Consider the following 17,894-nt stretch of genomic DNA (forward strand, 5'->3'; position numbering starts at 1 on the left):
AAACAAAAGGACCCCTGGTCCCAGCTGAACGCTGGGACCAGGGGTCCTTCCAAAGATTGTTCGGCGGCGTCCTACTCTCCCACAGGGTCCCCCCTGCAGTACCATCGGCGCTGTAAGGCTTAGCTTCCGGGTTCGAAATGTAACCGGGCGTTTCCCTCACGCTATGGCCACCGAAACCCTAATGGTTTCGAGCGAACAAGCACACTTTTCTGTTATGCGTTCTGCTCTACAGCCGGCAACAGTCGTTGCCTCAGAACTAACACAGTGGACGCGAGCAACTGAGGACAAGCCCTCGGCCTATTAGTACCGGTCACCTCCGCACGTTACCGTGCTTCCAGATCCGGCCTATCAACCCAGTCGTCTACTGGGAGCCTTAACCCCTCAAGGGGGTGGGAATACTCATCTCGAAGCAGGCTTCCCGCTTAGATGCTTTCAGCGGTTATCCCTCCCGAACGTAGCCAACCAGCCATGCCCTTGGCAGAACAACTGGCACACCAGAGGTTCGTCCGTCCCGGTCCTCTCGTACTAGGGACAGCCCTTCTCAATATTCCTGCGCGCGCAGCGGATAGGGACCGAACTGTCTCACGACGTTCTAAACCCAGCTCGCGTACCGCTTTAATGGGCGAACAGCCCAACCCTTGGGACCGACTCCAGCCCCAGGATGCGACGAGCCGACATCGAGGTGCCAAACCATCCCGTCGATATGGACTCTTGGGGAAGATCAGCCTGTTATCCCCGGGGTACCTTTTATCCGTTGAGCGACGGCGCTTCCACAAGCCACCGCCGGATCACTAGTCCCGACTTTCGTCCCTGCTCGACCCGTCGGTCTCACAGTCAAGCTCCCTTGTGCACTTACACTCAACACCTGATTGCCAACCAGGCTGAGGGAACCTTTGGGCGCCTCCGTTACTCTTTAGGAGGCAACCGCCCCAGTTAAACTACCCATCAGACACTGTCCCTGATCCGGATCACGGACCCAGGTTAGACATCCAGCACGACCAGACTGGTATTTCAACGACGACTCCCCCTGAACTGGCGTCCAGAGTTCACAGTCTCCCAGCTATCCTACACAAGCCGAACCGAACACCAATATCAAACTGTAGTAAAGGTCCCGGGGTCTTTCCGTCCTGCTGCGCGAAACGAGCATCTTTACTCGTAGTGCAATTTCACCGGGCCTATGGTTGAGACAGTCGAGAAGTCGTTACGCCATTCGTGCAGGTCGGAACTTACCCGACAAGGAATTTCGCTACCTTAGGATGGTTATAGTTACCACCGCCGTTTACTGGCGCTTAAGTTCTCAGCTTCGCCCGACCGAAGTCGGACTAACCGGTCCCCTTAACGTTCCAGCACCGGGCAGGCGTCAGTCCGTATACATCGCCTTACGGCTTCGCACGGACCTGTGTTTTTAGTAAACAGTCGCTTCTCGCTGGTCTCTGCGGCCACCCCCAGCTCACCGAGTAAATCGGATCACCAGTGATGGCCCCCCTTCTCCCGAAGTTACGGGGGCATTTTGCCGAGTTCCTTAACCATAGTTCACCCGAACGCCTCGGTATTCTCTACCTGACCACCTGAGTCGGTTTAGGGTACGGGCCGCCATGAAACTCGCTAGAGGCTTTTCTCGACAGCATAGGATCATCCACTTCACCACAATCGGCTCGGCATCAGGTCTCAGCCCTAGTGAGTGGCGGATTTGCCTACCACTCGGCCTACACCCTTACCCCGGGACAACCACCGCCCGGGCTGGACTACCTTCCTGCGTCACCCCATCACTCACCTACTACCACCTTGGTTCGGCGGCTCCACCACTTTCCTTTCCCCGAAGGGTCCGGAACGGCTTCACGGCCTTAGCATTAATGGGTTCGATGTTTGACGCTTCACAGCGGGTACCGGAATATCAACCGGTTATCCATCGACTACGCCTGTCGGCCTCGCCTTAGGTCCCGACTTACCCTGGGCAGATCAGCTTGACCCAGGAACCCTTAGTCAATCGGCGCACACGTTTCTCACGTGTGTATCGCTACTCATGCCTGCATTCTCACTCGTGAACCGTCCACCACTAGCTTCCGCTGCGGCTTCACCCGGCACACGACGCTCCCCTACCCATCCCAGCGGGCGTTGGCCCTCATGCTGGAATGACACGACTTCGGCGGTACGCTTGAGCCCCGCTACATTGTCGGCGCGGAATCACTAGACCAGTGAGCTATTACGCACTCTTTCAAGGGTGGCTGCTTCTAAGCCAACCTCCTGGTTGTCTCTGCGACTCCACATCCTTTCCCACTTAGCGTACGCTTAGGGGCCTTAGTCGATGCTCTGGGCTGTTTCCCTCTCGACCATGGAGCTTATCCCCCACAGTCTCACTGCCGTGCTCTCACTTACCGGCATTCGGAGTTTGGCTAAGGTCAGTAACCCGGTAGGGCCCATCGCCTATCCAGTGCTCTACCTCCGGCAAGAAACACACGACGCTGCACCTAAATGCATTTCGGGGAGAACCAGCTATCACGGAGTTTGATTGGCCTTTCACCCCTAACCACAGGTCATCCCCCAGGTTTTCAACCCTGGTGGGTTCGGTCCTCCACGAAGTCTTACCTCCGCTTCAACCTGCCCATGGCTAGATCACTCCGCTTCGGGTCTTGAGCGCGCTACTATACCGCCCTATTCGGACTCGCTTTCGCTACGGCTTCCCCACACGGGTTAACCTCGCAACACACCGCAAACTCGCAGGCTCATTCTTCAAAAGGCACGCAGTCACGACGCATTGAGTAAACTCAATGCGCGACGCTCCCACGGCTTGTAGGCACACGGTTTCAGGTACTATTTCACTCCGCTCCCGCGGTACTTTTCACCATTCCCTCACGGTACTATCCGCTATCGGTCACCAGGGAATATTTAGGCTTAGCGGGTGGTCCCGCCAGATTCACACGGGATTTCTCGGGCCCCGTGCTACTTGGGTGTCTCTCAAACGAGCCGTACAGATTTCAGCTACGGGGGTCTTACCCTCTACGCCGGACCTTTCGCATGTCCTTCGCCTATCCATACGGTTTCTGACTCGTCTCACAGCCGGCAGACTGTGAAAGAGAGATCCCACAACCCCGAATGCGCAACCCCTGCCGGGTCTCACACGCATACGGTTTGGCCTCATCCGGTTTCGCTCGCCACTACTCCCGGAATCACGGTTGTTTTCTCTTCCTGCGGGTACTGAGATGTTTCACTTCCCCGCGTTCCCTCCACATACCCTATGTGTTCAGGTATGGGTGACAGCCCATGACGACTGCCGGGTTTCCCCATTCGGAAACCCCCGGATCAAAGCCTGGTTGACGGCTCCCCGGGGACTATCGTGGCCTCCCACGTCCTTCATCGGTTCCTGGTGCCAAGGCATCCACCGTGCGCCCTTAAAAACTTGGCCACAGATGCTCGCGTCCACTGTGCAGTTCTCAAACAACGACCAGCCACCCATCACCCCGAACCATCCGGTTCGAGTGCACTGGGGCCGGCACTGAAGGCAGCCGATACGGCCATACCCTCAGACACCCAACAGCGTGCCCGGCACCCTCGCCACTCGTGATCAGCTTTCCACGCTCCGAAGAGCAGTACTTGCAGCCCGAGATGACTGAGAGTGCCGAATAATCAACGTTCCACCCATGAGCAACCAGCATCAGACATTCGCCGATGTACTGGCCTCTGACCGAGCGAACCCGGTAAGAAGTGCTCCTTAGAAAGGAGGTGATCCAGCCGCACCTTCCGGTACGGCTACCTTGTTACGACTTCGTCCCAATCGCCAGTCCCACCTTCGACAGCTCCCTCCCACAAGGGGTTGGGCCACCGGCTTCGGGTGTTACCGACTTTCGTGACGTGACGGGCGGTGTGTACAAGGCCCGGGAACGTATTCACCGCAGCAATGCTGATCTGCGATTACTAGCAACTCCGACTTCATGGGGTCGAGTTGCAGACCCCAATCCGAACTGAGACAGGCTTTTTGAGATTCGCTCCACCTCACGGTATCGCAGCTCATTGTACCTGCCATTGTAGCACGTGTGCAGCCCAAGACATAAGGGGCATGATGACTTGACGTCGTCCCCACCTTCCTCCGAGTTGACCCCGGCGGTCTCCTGTGAGTCCCCATCACCCCGAAGGGCATGCTGGCAACACAGGACAAGGGTTGCGCTCGTTGCGGGACTTAACCCAACATCTCACGACACGAGCTGACGACAGCCATGCACCACCTGTACACCGACCACAAGGGGGGCACCATCTCTGATGCTTTCCGGCGTATGTCAAGCCTTGGTAAGGTTCTTCGCGTTGCGTCGAATTAAGCCACATGCTCCGCTGCTTGTGCGGGCCCCCGTCAATTCCTTTGAGTTTTAGCCTTGCGGCCGTACTCCCCAGGCGGGGAACTTAATGCGTTAGCTGCGGCACCGACGACGTGGAATGTCGCCAACACCTAGTTCCCACCGTTTACGGCGTGGACTACCAGGGTATCTAATCCTGTTCGCTCCCCACGCTTTCGCTCCTCAGCGTCAGTAATGGCCCAGAGATCCGCCTTCGCCACCGGTGTTCCTCCTGATATCTGCGCATTTCACCGCTACACCAGGAATTCCGATCTCCCCTACCACACTCTAGCTAGCCCGTATCGAATGCAGACCCGGGGTTAAGCCCCGGGCTTTCACACCCGACGTGACAAGCCGCCTACGAGCTCTTTACGCCCAATAATTCCGGACAACGCTTGCGCCCTACGTATTACCGCGGCTGCTGGCACGTAGTTAGCCGGCGCTTCTTCTGCAGGTACCGTCACTTTCGCTTCTTCCCTGCTGAAAGAGGTTTACAACCCGAAGGCCGTCATCCCTCACGCGGCGTCGCTGCATCAGGCTTTCGCCCATTGTGCAATATTCCCCACTGCTGCCTCCCGTAGGAGTCTGGGCCGTGTCTCAGTCCCAGTGTGGCCGGTCGCCCTCTCAGGCCGGCTACCCGTCGTCGCCTTGGTGAGCCATTACCTCACCAACAAGCTGATAGGCCGCGGGCTCATCCTTCACCGCCGGAGCTTTCAACCACCACAGATGCCTGCGGTAGTGGTATCCGGTATTAGACCCCGTTTCCAGGGCTTGTCCCAGAGTGAAGGGCAGATTGCCCACGTGTTACTCACCCGTTCGCCACTAATCCCCACCGAAGTGGTTCATCGTTCGACTTGCATGTGTTAAGCACGCCGCCAGCGTTCGTCCTGAGCCAGGATCAAACTCTCCGTGAATGTTTACCCGTAATCGGGTGCACACATCACGAGAGCGGAACCACCGGCGGAATAAGCCGATGGTTCACAGCGTCCTCGCTGTGTATTTCTTCAAAGGAACCTCATCTACGACCATGACGGCCGGAGACGGGGTATCAACTAATCTGGCGTTGATTTTTGGCACGCTGTTGAGTTCTCAAGGAACGGACGCTTCCTTTGTACTCACCCTCTCGGGCTTTCCTCCGGGCTTTTCCCTTCGGTCTTGCGTTTCCGACTCTATCAGACCCTTTCGGCGTCCGATTCCCTGTCGGTTGGGATTGTCTGGGGCTTTGGGCTTTCACCTGTCGGCCTTTCGACATTCACTACGTTAGCCCATCCACTCGGCAACTCATAATCGAGTTCCGCGAGTTCGAATTCAGGCATGCAGGCACGCCAAATTGACCCTCGTTGAGAGGAAGTCGTAGGTAGTGGTTTGGCCGCCTCCGGCTGCTGACGATCGCAGTACCCGGTTCAAGCGGCTCGGGCTACATTACGCATCCCGCAAGGGCGCGTCAACTTGAGCGGCGCCTGGGCGTATGGGCGCGATAAGGGCTCACCGTCGGGTCGTTGGCGACCCAGAAGCGCCAGGGGTGGTCGCCCCCGTCGCCGGACACCCCGGTGCGGGGACCGTTGCGTACCTGGTCGGAGGCGATCGCGGTACCGGCAAGGACCCTCAGCGGTGTGTCGTCCAAGGCGCACGCGTCCGTGCCGTCCAAGGGGCGGGCCACATCCAGTGCTGTGGCCAGGCGTGCGGGGCCTTTGGCCAGTTCCTTGTCATTTCGGGCCGAGAGTCGACGTTTACGGGCGAACTCGGCGCCCTCCACGATCTCGCCGGCACGGAGCAGGACCGCGCTCGCCATGCCGTCCGGACCGCACACGAGGTTCATGCAGTGCCACATGCCGTAGGTGAAGTAGACGTACACATGCCCGGGCGGACCGAACATCACGTCATTGCGGGCCGTTCGGCCGCGATAGGCGTGGGAGCCGGGGTCGTTCTGACCGTCGTAGGCCTCCACCTCTGTAAGGCGGAGGGCGATCGGACCGTCCGGGGTGGCGCGTACGAGGATGCGGCCGAGGAGGTCGGGGGCGACTTCCAGCACGGGCCGGTCGAAGAACTCGCGGGGGAGGGGCGTACGGTCGGGGGTCGCGATCATGCCGTCCGAGGGTAGTGCAGACGGGTGGCTGCAACGGGGTGGTCAGGGGGCGTTCGCCTTGCAAGGGTGAGGACGCGGAACCGGCCACGGCCGGATCGCGTTTGTATGGATCAAGGATCCACGCACAAGAAGCAGGACGACGTAAGAGGGAGAGTCATGGCGTTCAAGAAGCTGCTCGCGAGCCTGGGGGCCGGCGGGGCTTCGGTCGAGACGGTGCTGACCGAGGGCAATGTCGTTCCGGGTGGTGTCGTCCAGGGCGAGGTGCGGATCCAGGGTGGGTCCGTGGACCAGCAGATCGAGGGGCTGTCGGTCGGGCTGCAGGCCAAGGTCGAGGTCGAGAGCGGCGACCAGGAGTACAAGCAGGACATCGAGTTCACCAAGCAGCGGCTCGGCGGTGCCTTCGAGCTGAAGGCGAACGCCGTGCACGCGGTGCAGTTCGGGCTCGAGATCCCGTGGGAGACGCCGATCACGACGATCGACGGTCAGCCGCTGCGCGGTATGCACATCGGTGTGACCACGGAGCTGGAGATCGCGCGTGCGGTGGACTCCGGTGACCTGGACCCGGTCAATGTGCACCCGCTGCCCGCGCAGAAGGCGATCCTCGACGCCTTCATCCAGCTGGGCTTCCGGTTCAAGAACGCGGACATGGAGCGCGGTCACATCCGGGGTACGCGGCAGAAGCTGCCGTTCTACCAGGAGATCGAGTTCTTCCCGCCGCAGCAGTACCGCGGTATTAACCAGGTCGAGCTGAGCTTCGTGGCCGATCAGAACGCGATGGACGTCGTGCTCGAGATGGACAAGAAGCCGGGGCTCTTCAGCGAGGGCAGCGACACCTTCCGTTCCTTCCAGGTGGGTCTGCACGACTACCAGGGCACCGACTGGGCGGCATACCTCAACCAGTGGCTGTCCGAGGTCGGCAGCAAGCGCAACTGGTTCTAGGCTCGGTACTGCTGATTCCGTTGATCGATCAGGAGGTACCGAGGTGACCGAGCTCAAGCGGCGGCCTCTCCCCCATGACTTCCACCCGCCCGTCCCGTCGTTCACGGTGACTAGCGAGGACATCGAGGAAGGGGCCGCGCTCAAGGACGCTCAGGTGTACGCGGCCGGCAACACCTCGCCGCAGCTGCGGTGGGAGGGGTTCCCGCCGGAGACCAAGAGCTTCGCCGTGACCTGCTACGACCCCGACGCCCCGACGGGCAGCGGGTTCTGGCACTGGGTGCTGTTCGACATTCCGGCCTCGGTCACCGAGCTGCCGGTGGGTGCGGGCAGCGGCAAGTTCGAAGGCCTGCCCGAGGGTGCCGTACAGGCACGTAACGACTACGGCAGCAAGGACTTCGGTGGGGCCGCGCCGCCTCCTGGGGACGGATCGCATCGGTACGTCTTCACGGTGTACGCGGTCGACCAGGAGAAGCTCGGGCCGGATGCCGACGCCTCTCCCGCCTACGTGGGCTTCAATCTGAGGTTCCACACGATCGCGCGTGCACAGCTGATCGGGGAGTACGAGAACCCCGAACACAGCTGAAGAAGCCCGACGTTCATGGAACGTTTGCCCGCCCCTGGTCTTGGAAGTGATCAGGGGCGGGCACTTTTATTTCGTTGTCCATCTCGGCGTGCCCGGCCAGAGTTGATCCCAGCCCGCCAAGGGGGTGGGCCGGTGCACACAGGAGGTGGGCTGGTAATGCGGGACACGCTGGTACTGAACGCGAGCTTCGAGCCGCTGTCGACGGTGACGTTGAACCGAGCCGTCGTTCTGGTGCTTCAGGACAAGGCCGTCGTCGAGCAGTCCCACCCCGAACTGCGTATGCGCGGAGCCGCGGTCGACATACCGGCGCCCCGGGTGATCAGGCTGTGCAGGTACGTGAGGGTGCCGTTCCGAAGACAAGCGCCGTGGTCCAGGCGGGGTGTGCTGATCAGGGACCGGCACCGGTGCGCGTACTGCGGGCGCAGGGCGACGACTGTGGACCACGTGGTGCCGAGGGCGCAGGGTGGTCAGGACTCCTGGCTGAACACGGTGGCTTCCTGCGCGGAGGACAATCACCGTAAGGCTGACCGGACTCCGGAGCAGGCGGGGATGCCGTTGCTGCGGGCGCCGTTCGAGCCGAGTCCTGCGGATGCGATGTTGCTGTCGCTGGGGACCGAGGAGTTTCAGGCGCTGCCTGACTGGTTGGCTCGGGATGCTGCGTAGCCCCTAGAGGGGTGCCGGGATCTGTTTGATTGCGGCTGCGGGTTCGTTGTGGCTTGTCGCGCAGTTCCCCGCGCCCCTGAACAACCTGGGGCTCGCCCTCATGATGAAGGCGAGCCCCATTGTCGTACCCGAAACTTCGCGTCAGTCGATCGACGGCTTCTCCCGGCGTTCCGATCCGCCGTTGCCCTGGCCGCCGCCTCCTGAACCGCCGCCCAGGTTGCCGAAGTTGCCCATGGCGCCGGAGAGGCCCTTGAGGGCGTCGCCGATTTCGCTGGGGACGATCCAGAGCTTGTTGGCGTCGCCTTCGGCGATCTTGGGGAGCATCTGGAGGTACTGGTAGGAGAGGAGCTTCTGGTCGGGGTCGCCGGCGTGGATGGCCTCGAAGACCGTGCGGACGGCCTGGGCTTCGCCCTCTGCGCGCAGGGCCGCGGCCTTGGCCTCGCCTTCCGCGCGGAGGATCTGGGACTGCTTCTCACCCTCGGCGGTGAGGATGGCCGCCTGGCGCGTGCCTTCCGCCGTGAGGATCGCGGCGCGCTTGTCCCGGTCGGCGCGCATCTGCTTCTCCATCGAGTCCTGGATGGAGGTAGGGGGCTCGATGGCCTTCAGCTCCACGCGGTTGACCCGGATGCCCCACTTGCCCGTCGCCTCGTCGAGGACGCCGCGCAGGGCCGCGTTGATCTCCTCGCGGGAGGTCAGGGTGCGCTCGAGGTCCATGCCACCGATGATGTTGCGGAGCGTGGTGACCGTCAGCTGCTCAATTGCCTGGATGTAGCTGGCGACTTCGTAGGTCGCGGCCCTCGCGTCGGTCACCTGGTAGTAGATGACCGTGTCGATGTTGACGACCAGGTTGTCCTGGGTGATCACCGGCTGCGGCGGGAACGGGACGACCTGTTCACGCAGGTCGATGCGGTTGCGGATGGTGTCGATGAACGGGACGACGATGTTGAGGCCCGCGTTGAGTGTCCGCGTGTAGCGGCCAAAGCGCTCGACGATCGCGGCGCTGGCCTGTGGGATGACTTGGATGGTCTTGATCAAGGCGATGAAGACCAACACCACCAGAATGATCAAAACGATGATGACCGGTTCCATCGTCGCTTCCCCGTACCTCTCTCCGCCTCGGCGCTTTCGGAAGATCTTATGGTTGTTGAAGATCTTGCTGGTCGAGTCTGACAGACCGTCGTGTGCCTCGGGGGGTGTTCGCGCCACTTGCATCGTGCGAGGTCACATGATGATCGCCGTGGCCCCCTCGATGTCCACGACGTCCACTTCCTGACCTACTTCGTAGGCACGGTCGGTGTCGAGAGCGCGGGCTGACCAGACCTCTCCGGAGAGCTTGATCCGGCCGCCGCCGGTGCCGTCGACGCGCTCCAGCACTACGGCCTGTTTCCCCTTCAACGCCTCGATACCTGTGGCGAGTTGGGGCCGCTGTGCGCGATGCCTCGCCGCGACGGGTCGTACGACGGCGATGAGGGCCACCGAGACGACGGCGAAGACGAGGACCTGGACCACCATGTCGAAGCCGAGCCCGGCCATGATCGCGGCCGCGACGGCGCCCACGGCGAGCATTCCGAACTCCGGCATGGCCGTGACCACGAGCGGGATGCCGAGGCCTGCCGCGCCGATGAGCCACCACACCCATGCGTCGATGTCGTTCACGTGGTCATGGTAGTTCCGCAGGTCCCGCCGCGGACAGGGCGCAGTCCGGGTCTGCACGGGGTTCTTACTCGTGAACTCCCTTGCTGTGACGGTGAGAAGGGCTCAGGACATCGGCAGGCCCTGTGCCGTCCAGCGCTCGCCGACCTGCTCGACGACGAGCGGGAGGCCGAAGCAGAGGGAGAGGTTGCGGGAGGTGAGTTCGAGCTCCAGCGGACCCGCGGCGAGGACCTGGCCCTGGCGGATCATGAGGACGTGGGTGAAGCCGGGGGCGATCTCCTCCACGTGATGGGTGACCATCAGCATCGAGGGGGCGATCGGGTCGCGGGCGAGACGGCCGAGTCGGCGTACGAGGTCCTCGCGGCCGCCGAGGTCGAGGCCGGCGGCGGGCTCGTCGAGGAGCAGCAGCTCGGGGTCGGTCATCAGGGCGCGGGCGATGAGGGTGCGCTTGCGCTCGCCCTCGGAGAGCGTGCCGAACTTGCGCTCCAGGTAGTCGCTCATGCCGAGACGGTCGAGGAAGGCGCGGGCGCGCTGCTCGTCGATCTCGTCGTAGTCTTCCTGCCAGGTGGCCGTCATGCCGTACGCGGCCGTCAGCACGGTCTCCAGGACGGTCTGGCGCTTGGGGAGCTTGTCGGCCATGGCGATGCCGGCCACGCCGATGCGCGGGCGGAGCTCGAAGACGTCGGTGCCGGGCTTGCCGAGGGTCTCGCCGAGGATCGTCGCGGTGCCCTTGCTGGGGTAGACGTAGCTGGAGGCGACGTTCAGGAGGGTGGTCTTGCCGGCGCCGTTGGGGCCGAGGATGACCCAGCGCTCGCCCTCCTTGACCGACCAGGAGACCTGGTCCACCAGAGCCCGGCCCTCACGGACCACGGATACGTCCTCAAGCTCCAGAACATCGCTCATGAGCGCGTTGTCTCCCCTTGCAATCTGACCGGCGTCGGCGTCTCGGCTGTCGCGTGCGCGTTTGAGCGCAGCCCTCGACGAAATCTACGCCACCGGTCGGCCGGTCCATTCCATCGGTCCGGTCCTTAGGGTGGGGTCATGCTCTCGGAACCACGCTCTGGCCGCCTTGCCGCTTGGGGAAATGGCCTTCTTGCCGGACTTGTCTCGCCTGACGACGCCGTGCTCGCGATGGTGGGTGACGACGCCGTGCACCGGGTGGAGGGGCTGCCGGGCGAGTCGGCGCCCGTCGGGCTCACACTCGCGCTCGGGCGGTTGCGGGCGCTCGGGGTGACGGGGTTGCGCATCGCGCTGCCCGCGCCTGGGCATCCGCTTGGGCTGAGTGGGCCGCCGGAGTTCAATGCGCGGGCGTTGGAGGCCGAGGAGGCGGTGATCTGCCACGGGGCCGCGCTCGGGTTGGTGCCGGAGGTGTACGAGGCCGGGCCGTCCGGTGATGTGCATGTCGAGGTGGTGTGGCAGGTGCTCCCGGTGCGGGAGGCGCCGCCCGCGGATGTGCCGTCCCTGGGCGAGGCGGAGCGGGAGCTGGCGGAGGCGTTGCGGGAGGCGACGGATGTTCTGACGCGGCTGGATGTGGCCGGGTCCGGGCCGGTGGCCGCGGCGGCGGTCGATGCGTATCGGGCTCGGTCCGAGCGGGGGCGGGAGGTCCTTGCGCCGGGCTATCCGCCTCGGGCGGTGCGGGTGCTGGAGCTTGCGCAGCGGGTGGGGCTGTTGATCTCCGTGGCTTACGAGAACGGGCATGGGGGCGCGGTGAGCGCCGGCGAGATGGCGGCGCGCTCCGAGGCGTTGCGGCCTGTCGAGCGGACGGCTCGGCGGGCACAGGTCGCCGCGTACAACGCGTATGTGGAGGAGCGGGAGCGGGGCGTGCGGTAGCAGGTGCGGCGGGGTGGGTGCACACAACAAAAGGACCCCGCGAATCGTCCTTGACTCGCGGAGCCCCTTGTCGGTCAGGATCCGACGTCAGTCGTTCACGCCCTGGTTGCCGAAGGCGGGGTTGAGCAGGCCGATGAAGTCGACCGCGTTGCCGACGACGTTGACGGGGACGTGGACGGGAACCTGGACCAGGTTGCCCGAGGCGACGCCCGGCGACTTCACGGCCGTGCCGTCGGCACCCGCGTCGGCGACAGCGGCACCGGCAGCGGCACCCGTGGCGATACCGGCGACGGTGAGGGCCACGGCAGCCTTCTTGGCGAGGTTCAAGAGAAGCGTTCCTCCTGCGTATGCGTGTCCGACCCGGCCGCGGGTCGTGCGCTGATCAACGCGGAAGCGTGCGGGAACGGTACGGAAAGTGGACCGCGACTGCACGTTCGGATCATTGGGCCGACAAACTGACCGGCCCCCCAGGAGTGAGTGCCTGGGAGGCCGGAGGTCACTGCCGCTCCGGGGCGGAGGTCAGCGGTTGATGCCCAGGTTGCCGAACGCCGGGTTCAGCACACCGATGACGTTCACGCTGTTGCCGACCGCGTTCACCGGAACGTGCACCGGGGCCTGGACGAGGTTGCCCGAGATGACGCCGGGCGAGCCCACGGCCTTGCCGTCGGCGTGCGAGCCGTCGGTGGCGGAGGCCATACCGGCACCAGCGGCGACCAGCCCGCCGGCCACCATCGTCACGGCCGCTACCTTCTTCAGGTTCTTCACTTCTGAGCCCCTCCTAGCGATCGCCGCGGCAGTCGCCGCGGCACGCACTGGAGAACGGTGGAGATCCACGAAGGATGCGCCATCCGGGGGACATTCCCACGACGGTATGAATCTCAGTCCGGAGCGGAACCCTCCGTATTGCCGTGCGTCCTATGGATCAACCGGTCACTCCATGACGTACCGCCCACAGTGCGGCCTGTGTGCGGTCCGCCAGGTCGAGTTTCATCAGGATGTTCGAGACATGGGTCTTGACGGTCTTCTCGGACAGGACGAGGGCGCGGGCGATCTCGCGGTTCGAGCGGCCGTCCGCTATCAGGCTGAGGACCTCGCGCTCGCGTTCCGTGAGCGAGCCACCCCTTCCCTGGCCGTTGTTGGCCTCCTCCTGGGAGAGCAGCGCGCCCGCGACCTCCGGCTGGAGCAGGATGTGCCCGGCGTGGACGGAGCGGATGGCGCCGGCGAGGGCGTCGGGGTCGACGTCCTTGTAGACGTACCCCGCGGCGCCCGCGCGCAGCGCCGGGACCACCGTGCGCTGTTCGGTGAAGCTGGTGACGATCAGCACGCGCGCGGGGTTGTTCAGTTCGCGGAGCTTGCGCAGCGCGTCGACGCCGTCCATGCCCGGCATCTTGACGTCCATGAGGACGACGTCGGGTTTGAGTTCCTCGGCGCGGGCGACTCCTTCGGCGCCGTCGGCGGCCTCGCCGACGACCTCGATGTCGTCCTGCACTTCGAGGAAGGTACGCAGTCCGCGGCGGACCACCTGGTGGTCGTCGACGAGCAGCACCTTGATTGCGTCAGCCACCAGGGACCTCCATCTCGATCGTGGTGCCCTTGCCGGGCGCCGATTCCACGGTCAGCGCGCCGCCGACCCCGCCGGCCCGGTCCCGCATGGAGACCAGTCCGAGGTGACGGCCCGCGCGGCGGGTCTGCTGCGGGTCGAAGCCGCTGCCGTCGTCGGTGACCCGCAGCACGACTCCGCCGTCGCGCCGGGCCAGCGTCACGTCGACCTGTTCGGCTCCGGAGTGCCGCAGGGCGTTGTGCAGGGCCTCCTGGGCGACACGCAGGACGGCCTCCTCCTGGGAGGCGGGCAGGGCGCGGACGCCACAGCTGTCGAAGGTCACGTGCGCGGTGTGGGCGCGGTCGAGGACGTGGACCTGGGTGCGGAGGGTGGCGATGAGGCCGTCCTCGTCGAGGGCCGCGGGGCGCAGCTCCACGACGGCGGCGCGCAGTTCGTCCGCGGCCTCGGCGGCGAGCGCGGCGACCTGTTGCAGCTCGCCCTTGGCGCGTGAAGGGTCGCGGTCGACGAGGGCGGCGGCGGCTTGTGCGGTGAGGCGCAGGGAGAAGAGTTTCTGGGCGACCGCGTCGTGCAGTTCGTGCGCCAGGCGGGAGCGTTCCTCGGCGATGGTCAGTTCGCGGCTGCGTTCGTACAGCCTGGCGTTGGTCAGGGCGATCGCGGCGTGCTGGGCGAGGATGGACAGCAGTTCCTCGTCCTCCGCGGTGAAGCCGCAGCTGCCGTCGGGTTTCGGGCAGTTCTTGTTGGCCAGGAAGAGCGCGCCGATGACCTCGTCGCCGTCGCGGATGGGCAGGCCCAGGAAGTCGGACATGTCGGGGTGGGCCGAGGGCCAGCCCTCGAAGCGGGGGTCCTTGCGCACGTCGGCGAGGCGTTCGACCTTCGCCTCCTGCAGCATCGCGGCGAGGATGCCGTGCTGGCGCGGGAGCGGGCCGATGGCCTTCCACTGCTGGTCGCTGACGCCGTCGACCACGAACTGGGCGAAGCCTCCGTGGTCGTCCGGGACACCGAGCGCCGCGTACTGCGCGTCGAGCAGCTCGCGGGCCGAGGCGACGATCGTCTTGAGGACGTCGCGCACCTCGAGATGCCTGCTCATGGCCAGCAGCGCGGAGCTCACCGCTGCGAGGCCGGACCTGGGTCCTTGACTCATGTCCTCACGGTACCGGCGGGGTGTGACAGTCCGTATCGGACCTGTGGCGGCGGTCGCCTAGGGCGGTGGGCCTAGGGCAAAGGGCCCCGCCGTCTCGCGACCCGCGTCCGACGCGGCTGGGCCCGTGCGGTTCCTACGTTGGGATCACGCCGATCGGAAGGCGTCGAGAGCGACAAGGGGACGTGGTCATGTCGGTAGCGATCATCACGGGGGCCTCGAAGGGTCTGGGGCGGGCGCTCGCCGAGGCGCTGGCCGCGCGCGGCTGGGATCTGGTGCTCGACGCCAGAGGCGCGGAGGCCCTTCGGGAGGTGGCCGAGGGGCTGGAGAAGTACGGCGCGCGCGTGACGGCACTGCCGGGGGACGTCACGGATGCCGGGCACCGGGCTGGGCTGGTGGCGGCCGCGTGGCGGTTCGGCGGGGTCGATCTGGTGGTGAGCAATGCCAGCGCGCTGGGCGCCGAGCCGCTCGTACGGCTGGACGAGTTGCCGCTGGAGGGGCTGCGGCGGGCTCTGGAAGTGAACGTCGTGGCCGCGCTGGGCCTGGTCCAGGAGGCGTTGCCGCTGCTGCGGGCGTCCGGGATCGGGTCGGTGATCGCGGTCAGCTCGGACGCGGCCGCCGAGGCCTACGAGACCTGGGGCGGCTACGGGGCGTCGAAGGCGGCCCTGGACCACCTCGTGGCGGTGCTGGGCGAGGAGGAGCCCGGGCTGCGGGTCTGGGCGGTCGACCCCGGGGACATGGCCACGGAACTGTACGCGGCGGCCGTACCGGACGACGACGGCCCGCGGCCCGACCCGGCCGACGTGGTCCCCGGCTTCCTGCGGCTGCTGGACGAGCGGCCGGCGAGCGGCCGGTACACCGCGCCCGCGCTGGTGGAGGAGCGGTGACGACGGCCCTGCACGTCCCGGAGGAGCTGTCCGCGCGGATCCCGGTCGAGCAGCGTGGGCCGGGGCTGGACCGGGACGCCGTACGGCTGCTGGTGTCGCGCGGCACCGAGGTGTCGCACCGTGCCTTCGCGGAGCTGCCGCGGCTGCTGCGGGCCGGGGACCTGCTCGTCGTCAACACGTCGCCGACGCTGGCCGCGGCCGTGGGTGGGCGGATCGGGCACGCACGCGTGGTGGTGCACTTCTCCACGCGCGGGGACGACGGACGGTGGGCGGTCGAGCTGCGGGATCCCGACGAGCGGGGCACCACGCGTGCGCGTGCGGGCGGCCCCGCGGGTACGGAGGTGCGGTTGCCCGGGGGTGTGCGGCTGCGCCTGGAGGAGCCGCTGAGCGCGGCGAGCGGGCGGCTGTGGTGGGCGCGAGTGTCGGGGGCCGGGGGCGGAGCCCGGATCGTCGGGCTGTTGCGGGAGTACGGGCGGCCCATCCGTTACTCCTACACCGAGCGCGACCAGCCCCTCTCCGTCTATCAGACGGTGTTCGCGCTGCCCTCCCCCGACGGGACCGGCAGTGCGGAGATGCCGAGTGCCGCTCGGCCCTTCACGGCGCGGCTGGTGGCGGAGCTGGTGAGCCGGGGGGTGCAGTTCGCTCCGGTCACGCTGCATACCGGGGTGGCGTCGGCGGAGGCGCACGAGGCGCCGTACCCGGAGCGGTTCGCGGTGCCGGCGGCGTCGGCGCGGCTGATCAACGCCGTGAAGGCCGGGGACGGCCGGGTGATCGCCGTCGGGACGACCGCCGTACGGGCCGTGGAGTCGGCGGCCGGCAGCGACGGGGCCGTACGCGCGCGTGAAGGGTGGACGGACCTCGTGGTGACCCCGGAGCGCGGGGTGCGCGTGGTGGACGGGCTGCTGACCGGGCTGCACGAGCCGGAGGCCTCGCATCTGCTGATGCTGGAGGCGGTGGCCGGGCGGGCGGCGATCGACCGCGCCTATACGGAGGCGCTGCGCGGGCTGTACCTGTGGCACGAGTTCGGGGACGTGCATCTCCTCCTCCCGGAGGACGGCCCTCACACAGAGCATTGCTGGCGCAACTGCTGGTGAGACTGTTACGCCTCCGATGTGAGCCCGCACATAGGGCGCACATCACGTACGAAGGTGGATAGGAGATAAACCGGCCCCCGGTGAGCGGGGAAGACGCTCCCGTCTGTCCCGTTTTGCCCTTCCCCGATCCACTACCCCGGATCGTACGTCACACCTTTGCCACACATTTTTGCGGCCGCTAAGAATGGCAGCCGTCGCTCAGCGCCGCGGGTTCCGCCCGCGGCGTTCGTGCCGGAAGTACCGGGTGCCGGAAGCACCGGTGTCCCCCGCCGGACGAGGAGCGACCTCCGCGCTATTCGAAGAGGTCCATCCGCATGTCGAAGAAGAGCCACAGTCGCGCGCTGACCAAGCGCCACAAGGTCGCCATCGCCGGTGTCGCCACGCTCGGCGCCGCCGCCCTCGCGTTCTCCGCGGTTCCCAGCAACGCGGAGACGACCACGAGCGAGGCCGCCTCGGCCAAGGTCGCGTACAGCTCCGAGCAGTTCAAGGGCCTCCGGTCGGACGTGACCGAGCAGCTCGCCGCCACCAGCCTGCAGACCCAGGCCGCCGAGGCCGCAGCCGCGAAGAAGGCCGCAACCGCGAAGAAGGCCGCCGCCAAGGCCGCCTCCGAGGCCGCCGCGAAGAAGAAGGCGGCCGCCGAGGCCGCGGCCAAGAAGAAGGCCGAGCAGGAGCGCAAGGCGAAGGCGGCCGCGAGCCGGTCCGCCAAGCGCGCCACGGTCAAGGCCGCCGCCACGAAGACCTACGCGAACAACCTCGACGGCTGGATCAAGGAGTCCCTGGACATCATGAAGTCCAAGGGCATCCCGGGTACCTACAACGGTCTGTACCGCAACATCATCCGGGAGTCCTCGGGCAACCCGAACGCGATCAACAACTGGGACGTCAACGCCGTCAACGGCACCCCGTCGATCGGTCTGCTGCAGATCATCAAGCCGACCTTCGACGCGTACCACGTCTCCGGCACCCCCTTCAGCCAGTACGACCCGGTCGCCAACATCGTCGCCAGCGCCAACTACGCCGCCGACAAGTACGGCTCGATCGACAACGTCAACGGCGCGTACTGAGGCTGCGCGGACCTCTCGTACGCCTGCCTAAGGCGCAGCACGCCGAAGGGCGGCGCCCCCACCGGGGTGCC

Annotated in this window: 15 protein-coding genes and 3 rRNA genes; 7 read left to right on the forward strand and 11 right to left on the reverse strand. The window is 65.5% G+C overall.

Annotated elements, in window-relative coordinates; all coding sequences use genetic code 11:
• Positions 1-58 precede the first annotated feature (58 nt).
• The 4 genes from rrf to OHU89_RS12705 all read right to left on the reverse strand — a co-directional run bounded on the left by rrf (position 59) and on the right by OHU89_RS12705 (position 6,411).
• Positions 59-175: ribosomal RNA gene (gene rrf / locus OHU89_RS12690) — 5S ribosomal RNA — on the reverse strand.
• Positions 176-280: 105 nt separating this feature from the next.
• Positions 281-3,403, reverse strand: a 23S ribosomal RNA gene (locus OHU89_RS12695).
• A gap of 310 nt (positions 3,404-3,713) precedes the next feature.
• Positions 3,714-5,239 (reverse strand): 16S ribosomal RNA (locus tag OHU89_RS12700).
• The 16S, 23S and 5S rRNA genes sit together here, the layout of an rRNA operon.
• A 530-nt stretch (positions 5,240-5,769) precedes the next feature.
• Entirely contained in the window at positions 5,770-6,411 is a 642-nt protein-coding gene (locus OHU89_RS12705; protein ID WP_405642466.1) for a DNA-3-methyladenine glycosylase, read from the reverse strand.
• Positions 6,412-6,567: 156 nt separating this feature from the next.
• On the opposite strand from OHU89_RS12705, the gene OHU89_RS12710 reads away from it, so the two are divergent.
• From OHU89_RS12710 to OHU89_RS12720, 3 genes are all read left to right on the forward strand, one after another.
• A complete protein-coding gene (locus tag OHU89_RS12710; RefSeq protein ID WP_046257773.1) occupies positions 6,568-7,350 on the forward strand; it encodes a sporulation protein in 783 nt (260 codons plus the stop codon).
• Between the two features lie 43 nt (positions 7,351-7,393).
• Complete coding sequence (locus OHU89_RS12715; protein ID WP_405642468.1) at positions 7,394-7,933, forward strand: YbhB/YbcL family Raf kinase inhibitor-like protein; 540 nt, start codon at positions 7,394-7,396, stop codon at positions 7,931-7,933.
• A 156-nt stretch (positions 7,934-8,089) separates the two neighbouring features.
• Entirely contained in the window at positions 8,090-8,596 is a 507-nt protein-coding gene (locus OHU89_RS12720; RefSeq protein ID WP_266894339.1) for an HNH endonuclease, read from the forward strand.
• Positions 8,597-8,737: 141 nt separating this feature from the next.
• Here the strand turns inward: OHU89_RS12720 and OHU89_RS12725 are convergent, their stop codons facing one another.
• The 3 genes from OHU89_RS12725 to OHU89_RS12735 all read right to left on the reverse strand — a co-directional run bounded on the left by OHU89_RS12725 (position 8,738) and on the right by OHU89_RS12735 (position 11,152).
• On the reverse strand, positions 8,738-9,685 hold the full coding sequence (locus OHU89_RS12725) for an SPFH domain-containing protein (RefSeq protein ID WP_046257770.1): 948 nt from the start codon (positions 9,683-9,685) through the stop codon (positions 8,738-8,740).
• A gap of 132 nt (positions 9,686-9,817) precedes the next feature.
• Entirely contained in the window at positions 9,818-10,252 is a 435-nt protein-coding gene (locus tag OHU89_RS12730) for an NfeD family protein (RefSeq protein WP_266894337.1), read from the reverse strand.
• A 102-nt stretch (positions 10,253-10,354) separates the two neighbouring features.
• Positions 10,355-11,152, reverse strand: coding sequence for an ABC transporter ATP-binding protein (locus OHU89_RS12735; RefSeq protein ID WP_266894335.1), 798 nt, complete (start codon positions 11,150-11,152; stop codon positions 10,355-10,357).
• Positions 11,153-11,290: 138 nt separating this feature from the next.
• On the opposite strand from OHU89_RS12735, the gene OHU89_RS12740 reads away from it, so the two are divergent.
• Positions 11,291-12,079 carry a hypothetical protein gene (locus OHU89_RS12740; protein ID WP_405642470.1) on the forward strand — a complete coding sequence of 263 codons (789 nt, stop codon included), beginning with the start codon at positions 11,291-11,293 and terminating at the stop codon, positions 12,077-12,079.
• A gap of 87 nt (positions 12,080-12,166) precedes the next feature.
• Here OHU89_RS12740 and OHU89_RS12745 read toward each other — a convergent pair whose 3' ends face one another.
• From OHU89_RS12745 to OHU89_RS12760, 4 genes are all read right to left on the reverse strand, one after another.
• Positions 12,167-12,406, reverse strand: coding sequence for a chaplin family protein (locus tag OHU89_RS12745; RefSeq protein WP_405642472.1), 240 nt, complete (start codon positions 12,404-12,406; stop codon positions 12,167-12,169).
• Between the two features lie 192 nt (positions 12,407-12,598).
• A complete protein-coding gene (gene chpE / locus OHU89_RS12750; RefSeq protein WP_307032609.1) occupies positions 12,599-12,844 on the reverse strand; it encodes a chaplin ChpE in 246 nt (81 codons plus the stop codon).
• A gap of 157 nt (positions 12,845-13,001) precedes the next feature.
• Positions 13,002-13,643, reverse strand: a complete 642-nt coding sequence (locus OHU89_RS12755; protein WP_266894329.1) for a response regulator transcription factor — start codon at positions 13,641-13,643, stop codon at positions 13,002-13,004.
• Positions 13,636-14,781 carry a GAF domain-containing sensor histidine kinase gene (locus tag OHU89_RS12760; RefSeq protein ID WP_361487600.1) on the reverse strand — a complete coding sequence of 382 codons (1,146 nt, stop codon included), beginning with the start codon at positions 14,779-14,781 and terminating at the stop codon, positions 13,636-13,638. The genes OHU89_RS12755 and OHU89_RS12760 overlap by 8 nt, the downstream gene beginning before the upstream one ends.
• Before the next feature lie 188 nt (positions 14,782-14,969).
• Here OHU89_RS12760 and OHU89_RS12765 point away from each other — a divergent pair, with 188 nt between their 5' ends.
• The 3 genes from OHU89_RS12765 (at position 14,970) to OHU89_RS12775 (ending at position 17,823) form a co-directional block, all read left to right on the forward strand.
• A complete protein-coding gene (locus OHU89_RS12765) occupies positions 14,970-15,665 on the forward strand; it encodes an SDR family NAD(P)-dependent oxidoreductase (protein ID WP_405642475.1) in 696 nt (231 codons plus the stop codon).
• Positions 15,662-16,759: an S-adenosylmethionine:tRNA ribosyltransferase-isomerase gene (locus OHU89_RS12770; protein WP_405642477.1), complete on the forward strand. Its 1,098-nt coding sequence runs from the start codon at positions 15,662-15,664 to the stop codon at positions 16,757-16,759. The genes OHU89_RS12765 and OHU89_RS12770 overlap by 4 nt, the downstream gene beginning before the upstream one ends.
• 314 nt (positions 16,760-17,073) lie before the next feature.
• On the forward strand, positions 17,074-17,823 hold the full coding sequence (locus OHU89_RS12775) for a transglycosylase SLT domain-containing protein (protein WP_405642479.1): 750 nt from the start codon (positions 17,074-17,076) through the stop codon (positions 17,821-17,823).
• Positions 17,824-17,894: the final 71 nt, after the last annotated feature.

This window comes from Streptomyces sp. NBC_00019, assembly GCF_045041015.1.
In the GTDB taxonomy this organism is placed as follows: Bacteria; Actinomycetota; Actinomycetes; order Streptomycetales; family Streptomycetaceae; genus Streptomyces.

Excerpts from the sequence above, each read along its gene's own strand:
- OHU89_RS12705 (WP_405642466.1), bottom strand. The coding sequence starts at position 6,411 with ATGATCGCGACCCCCGACCGTACGCCCCTCCCCCGCGAGTTCTTCGAC.
- OHU89_RS12710 (WP_046257773.1), top strand. The coding sequence starts at position 6,568 with ATGGCGTTCAAGAAGCTGCTCGCGAGCCTGGGGGCCGGCGGGGCTTCG.
- OHU89_RS12720 (WP_266894339.1), top strand. The coding sequence starts at position 8,090 with ATGCGGGACACGCTGGTACTGAACGCGAGCTTCGAGCCGCTGTCGACG.
- OHU89_RS12725 (WP_046257770.1), bottom strand. The coding sequence starts at position 9,685 with ATGGAACCGGTCATCATCGTTTTGATCATTCTGGTGGTGTTGGTCTTC.
- OHU89_RS12735 (WP_266894335.1), bottom strand. The coding sequence starts at position 11,152 with ATGAGCGATGTTCTGGAGCTTGAGGACGTATCCGTGGTCCGTGAGGGC.
- OHU89_RS12740 (WP_405642470.1), top strand. The coding sequence starts at position 11,291 with ATGCTCTCGGAACCACGCTCTGGCCGCCTTGCCGCTTGGGGAAATGGC.
- OHU89_RS12760 (WP_361487600.1), bottom strand. The coding sequence starts at position 14,781 with ATGAGTCAAGGACCCAGGTCCGGCCTCGCAGCGGTGAGCTCCGCGCTG.
- OHU89_RS12765 (WP_405642475.1), top strand. The coding sequence starts at position 14,970 with ATGTCGGTAGCGATCATCACGGGGGCCTCGAAGGGTCTGGGGCGGGCG.
- OHU89_RS12775 (WP_405642479.1), top strand. The coding sequence starts at position 17,074 with ATGTCGAAGAAGAGCCACAGTCGCGCGCTGACCAAGCGCCACAAGGTC.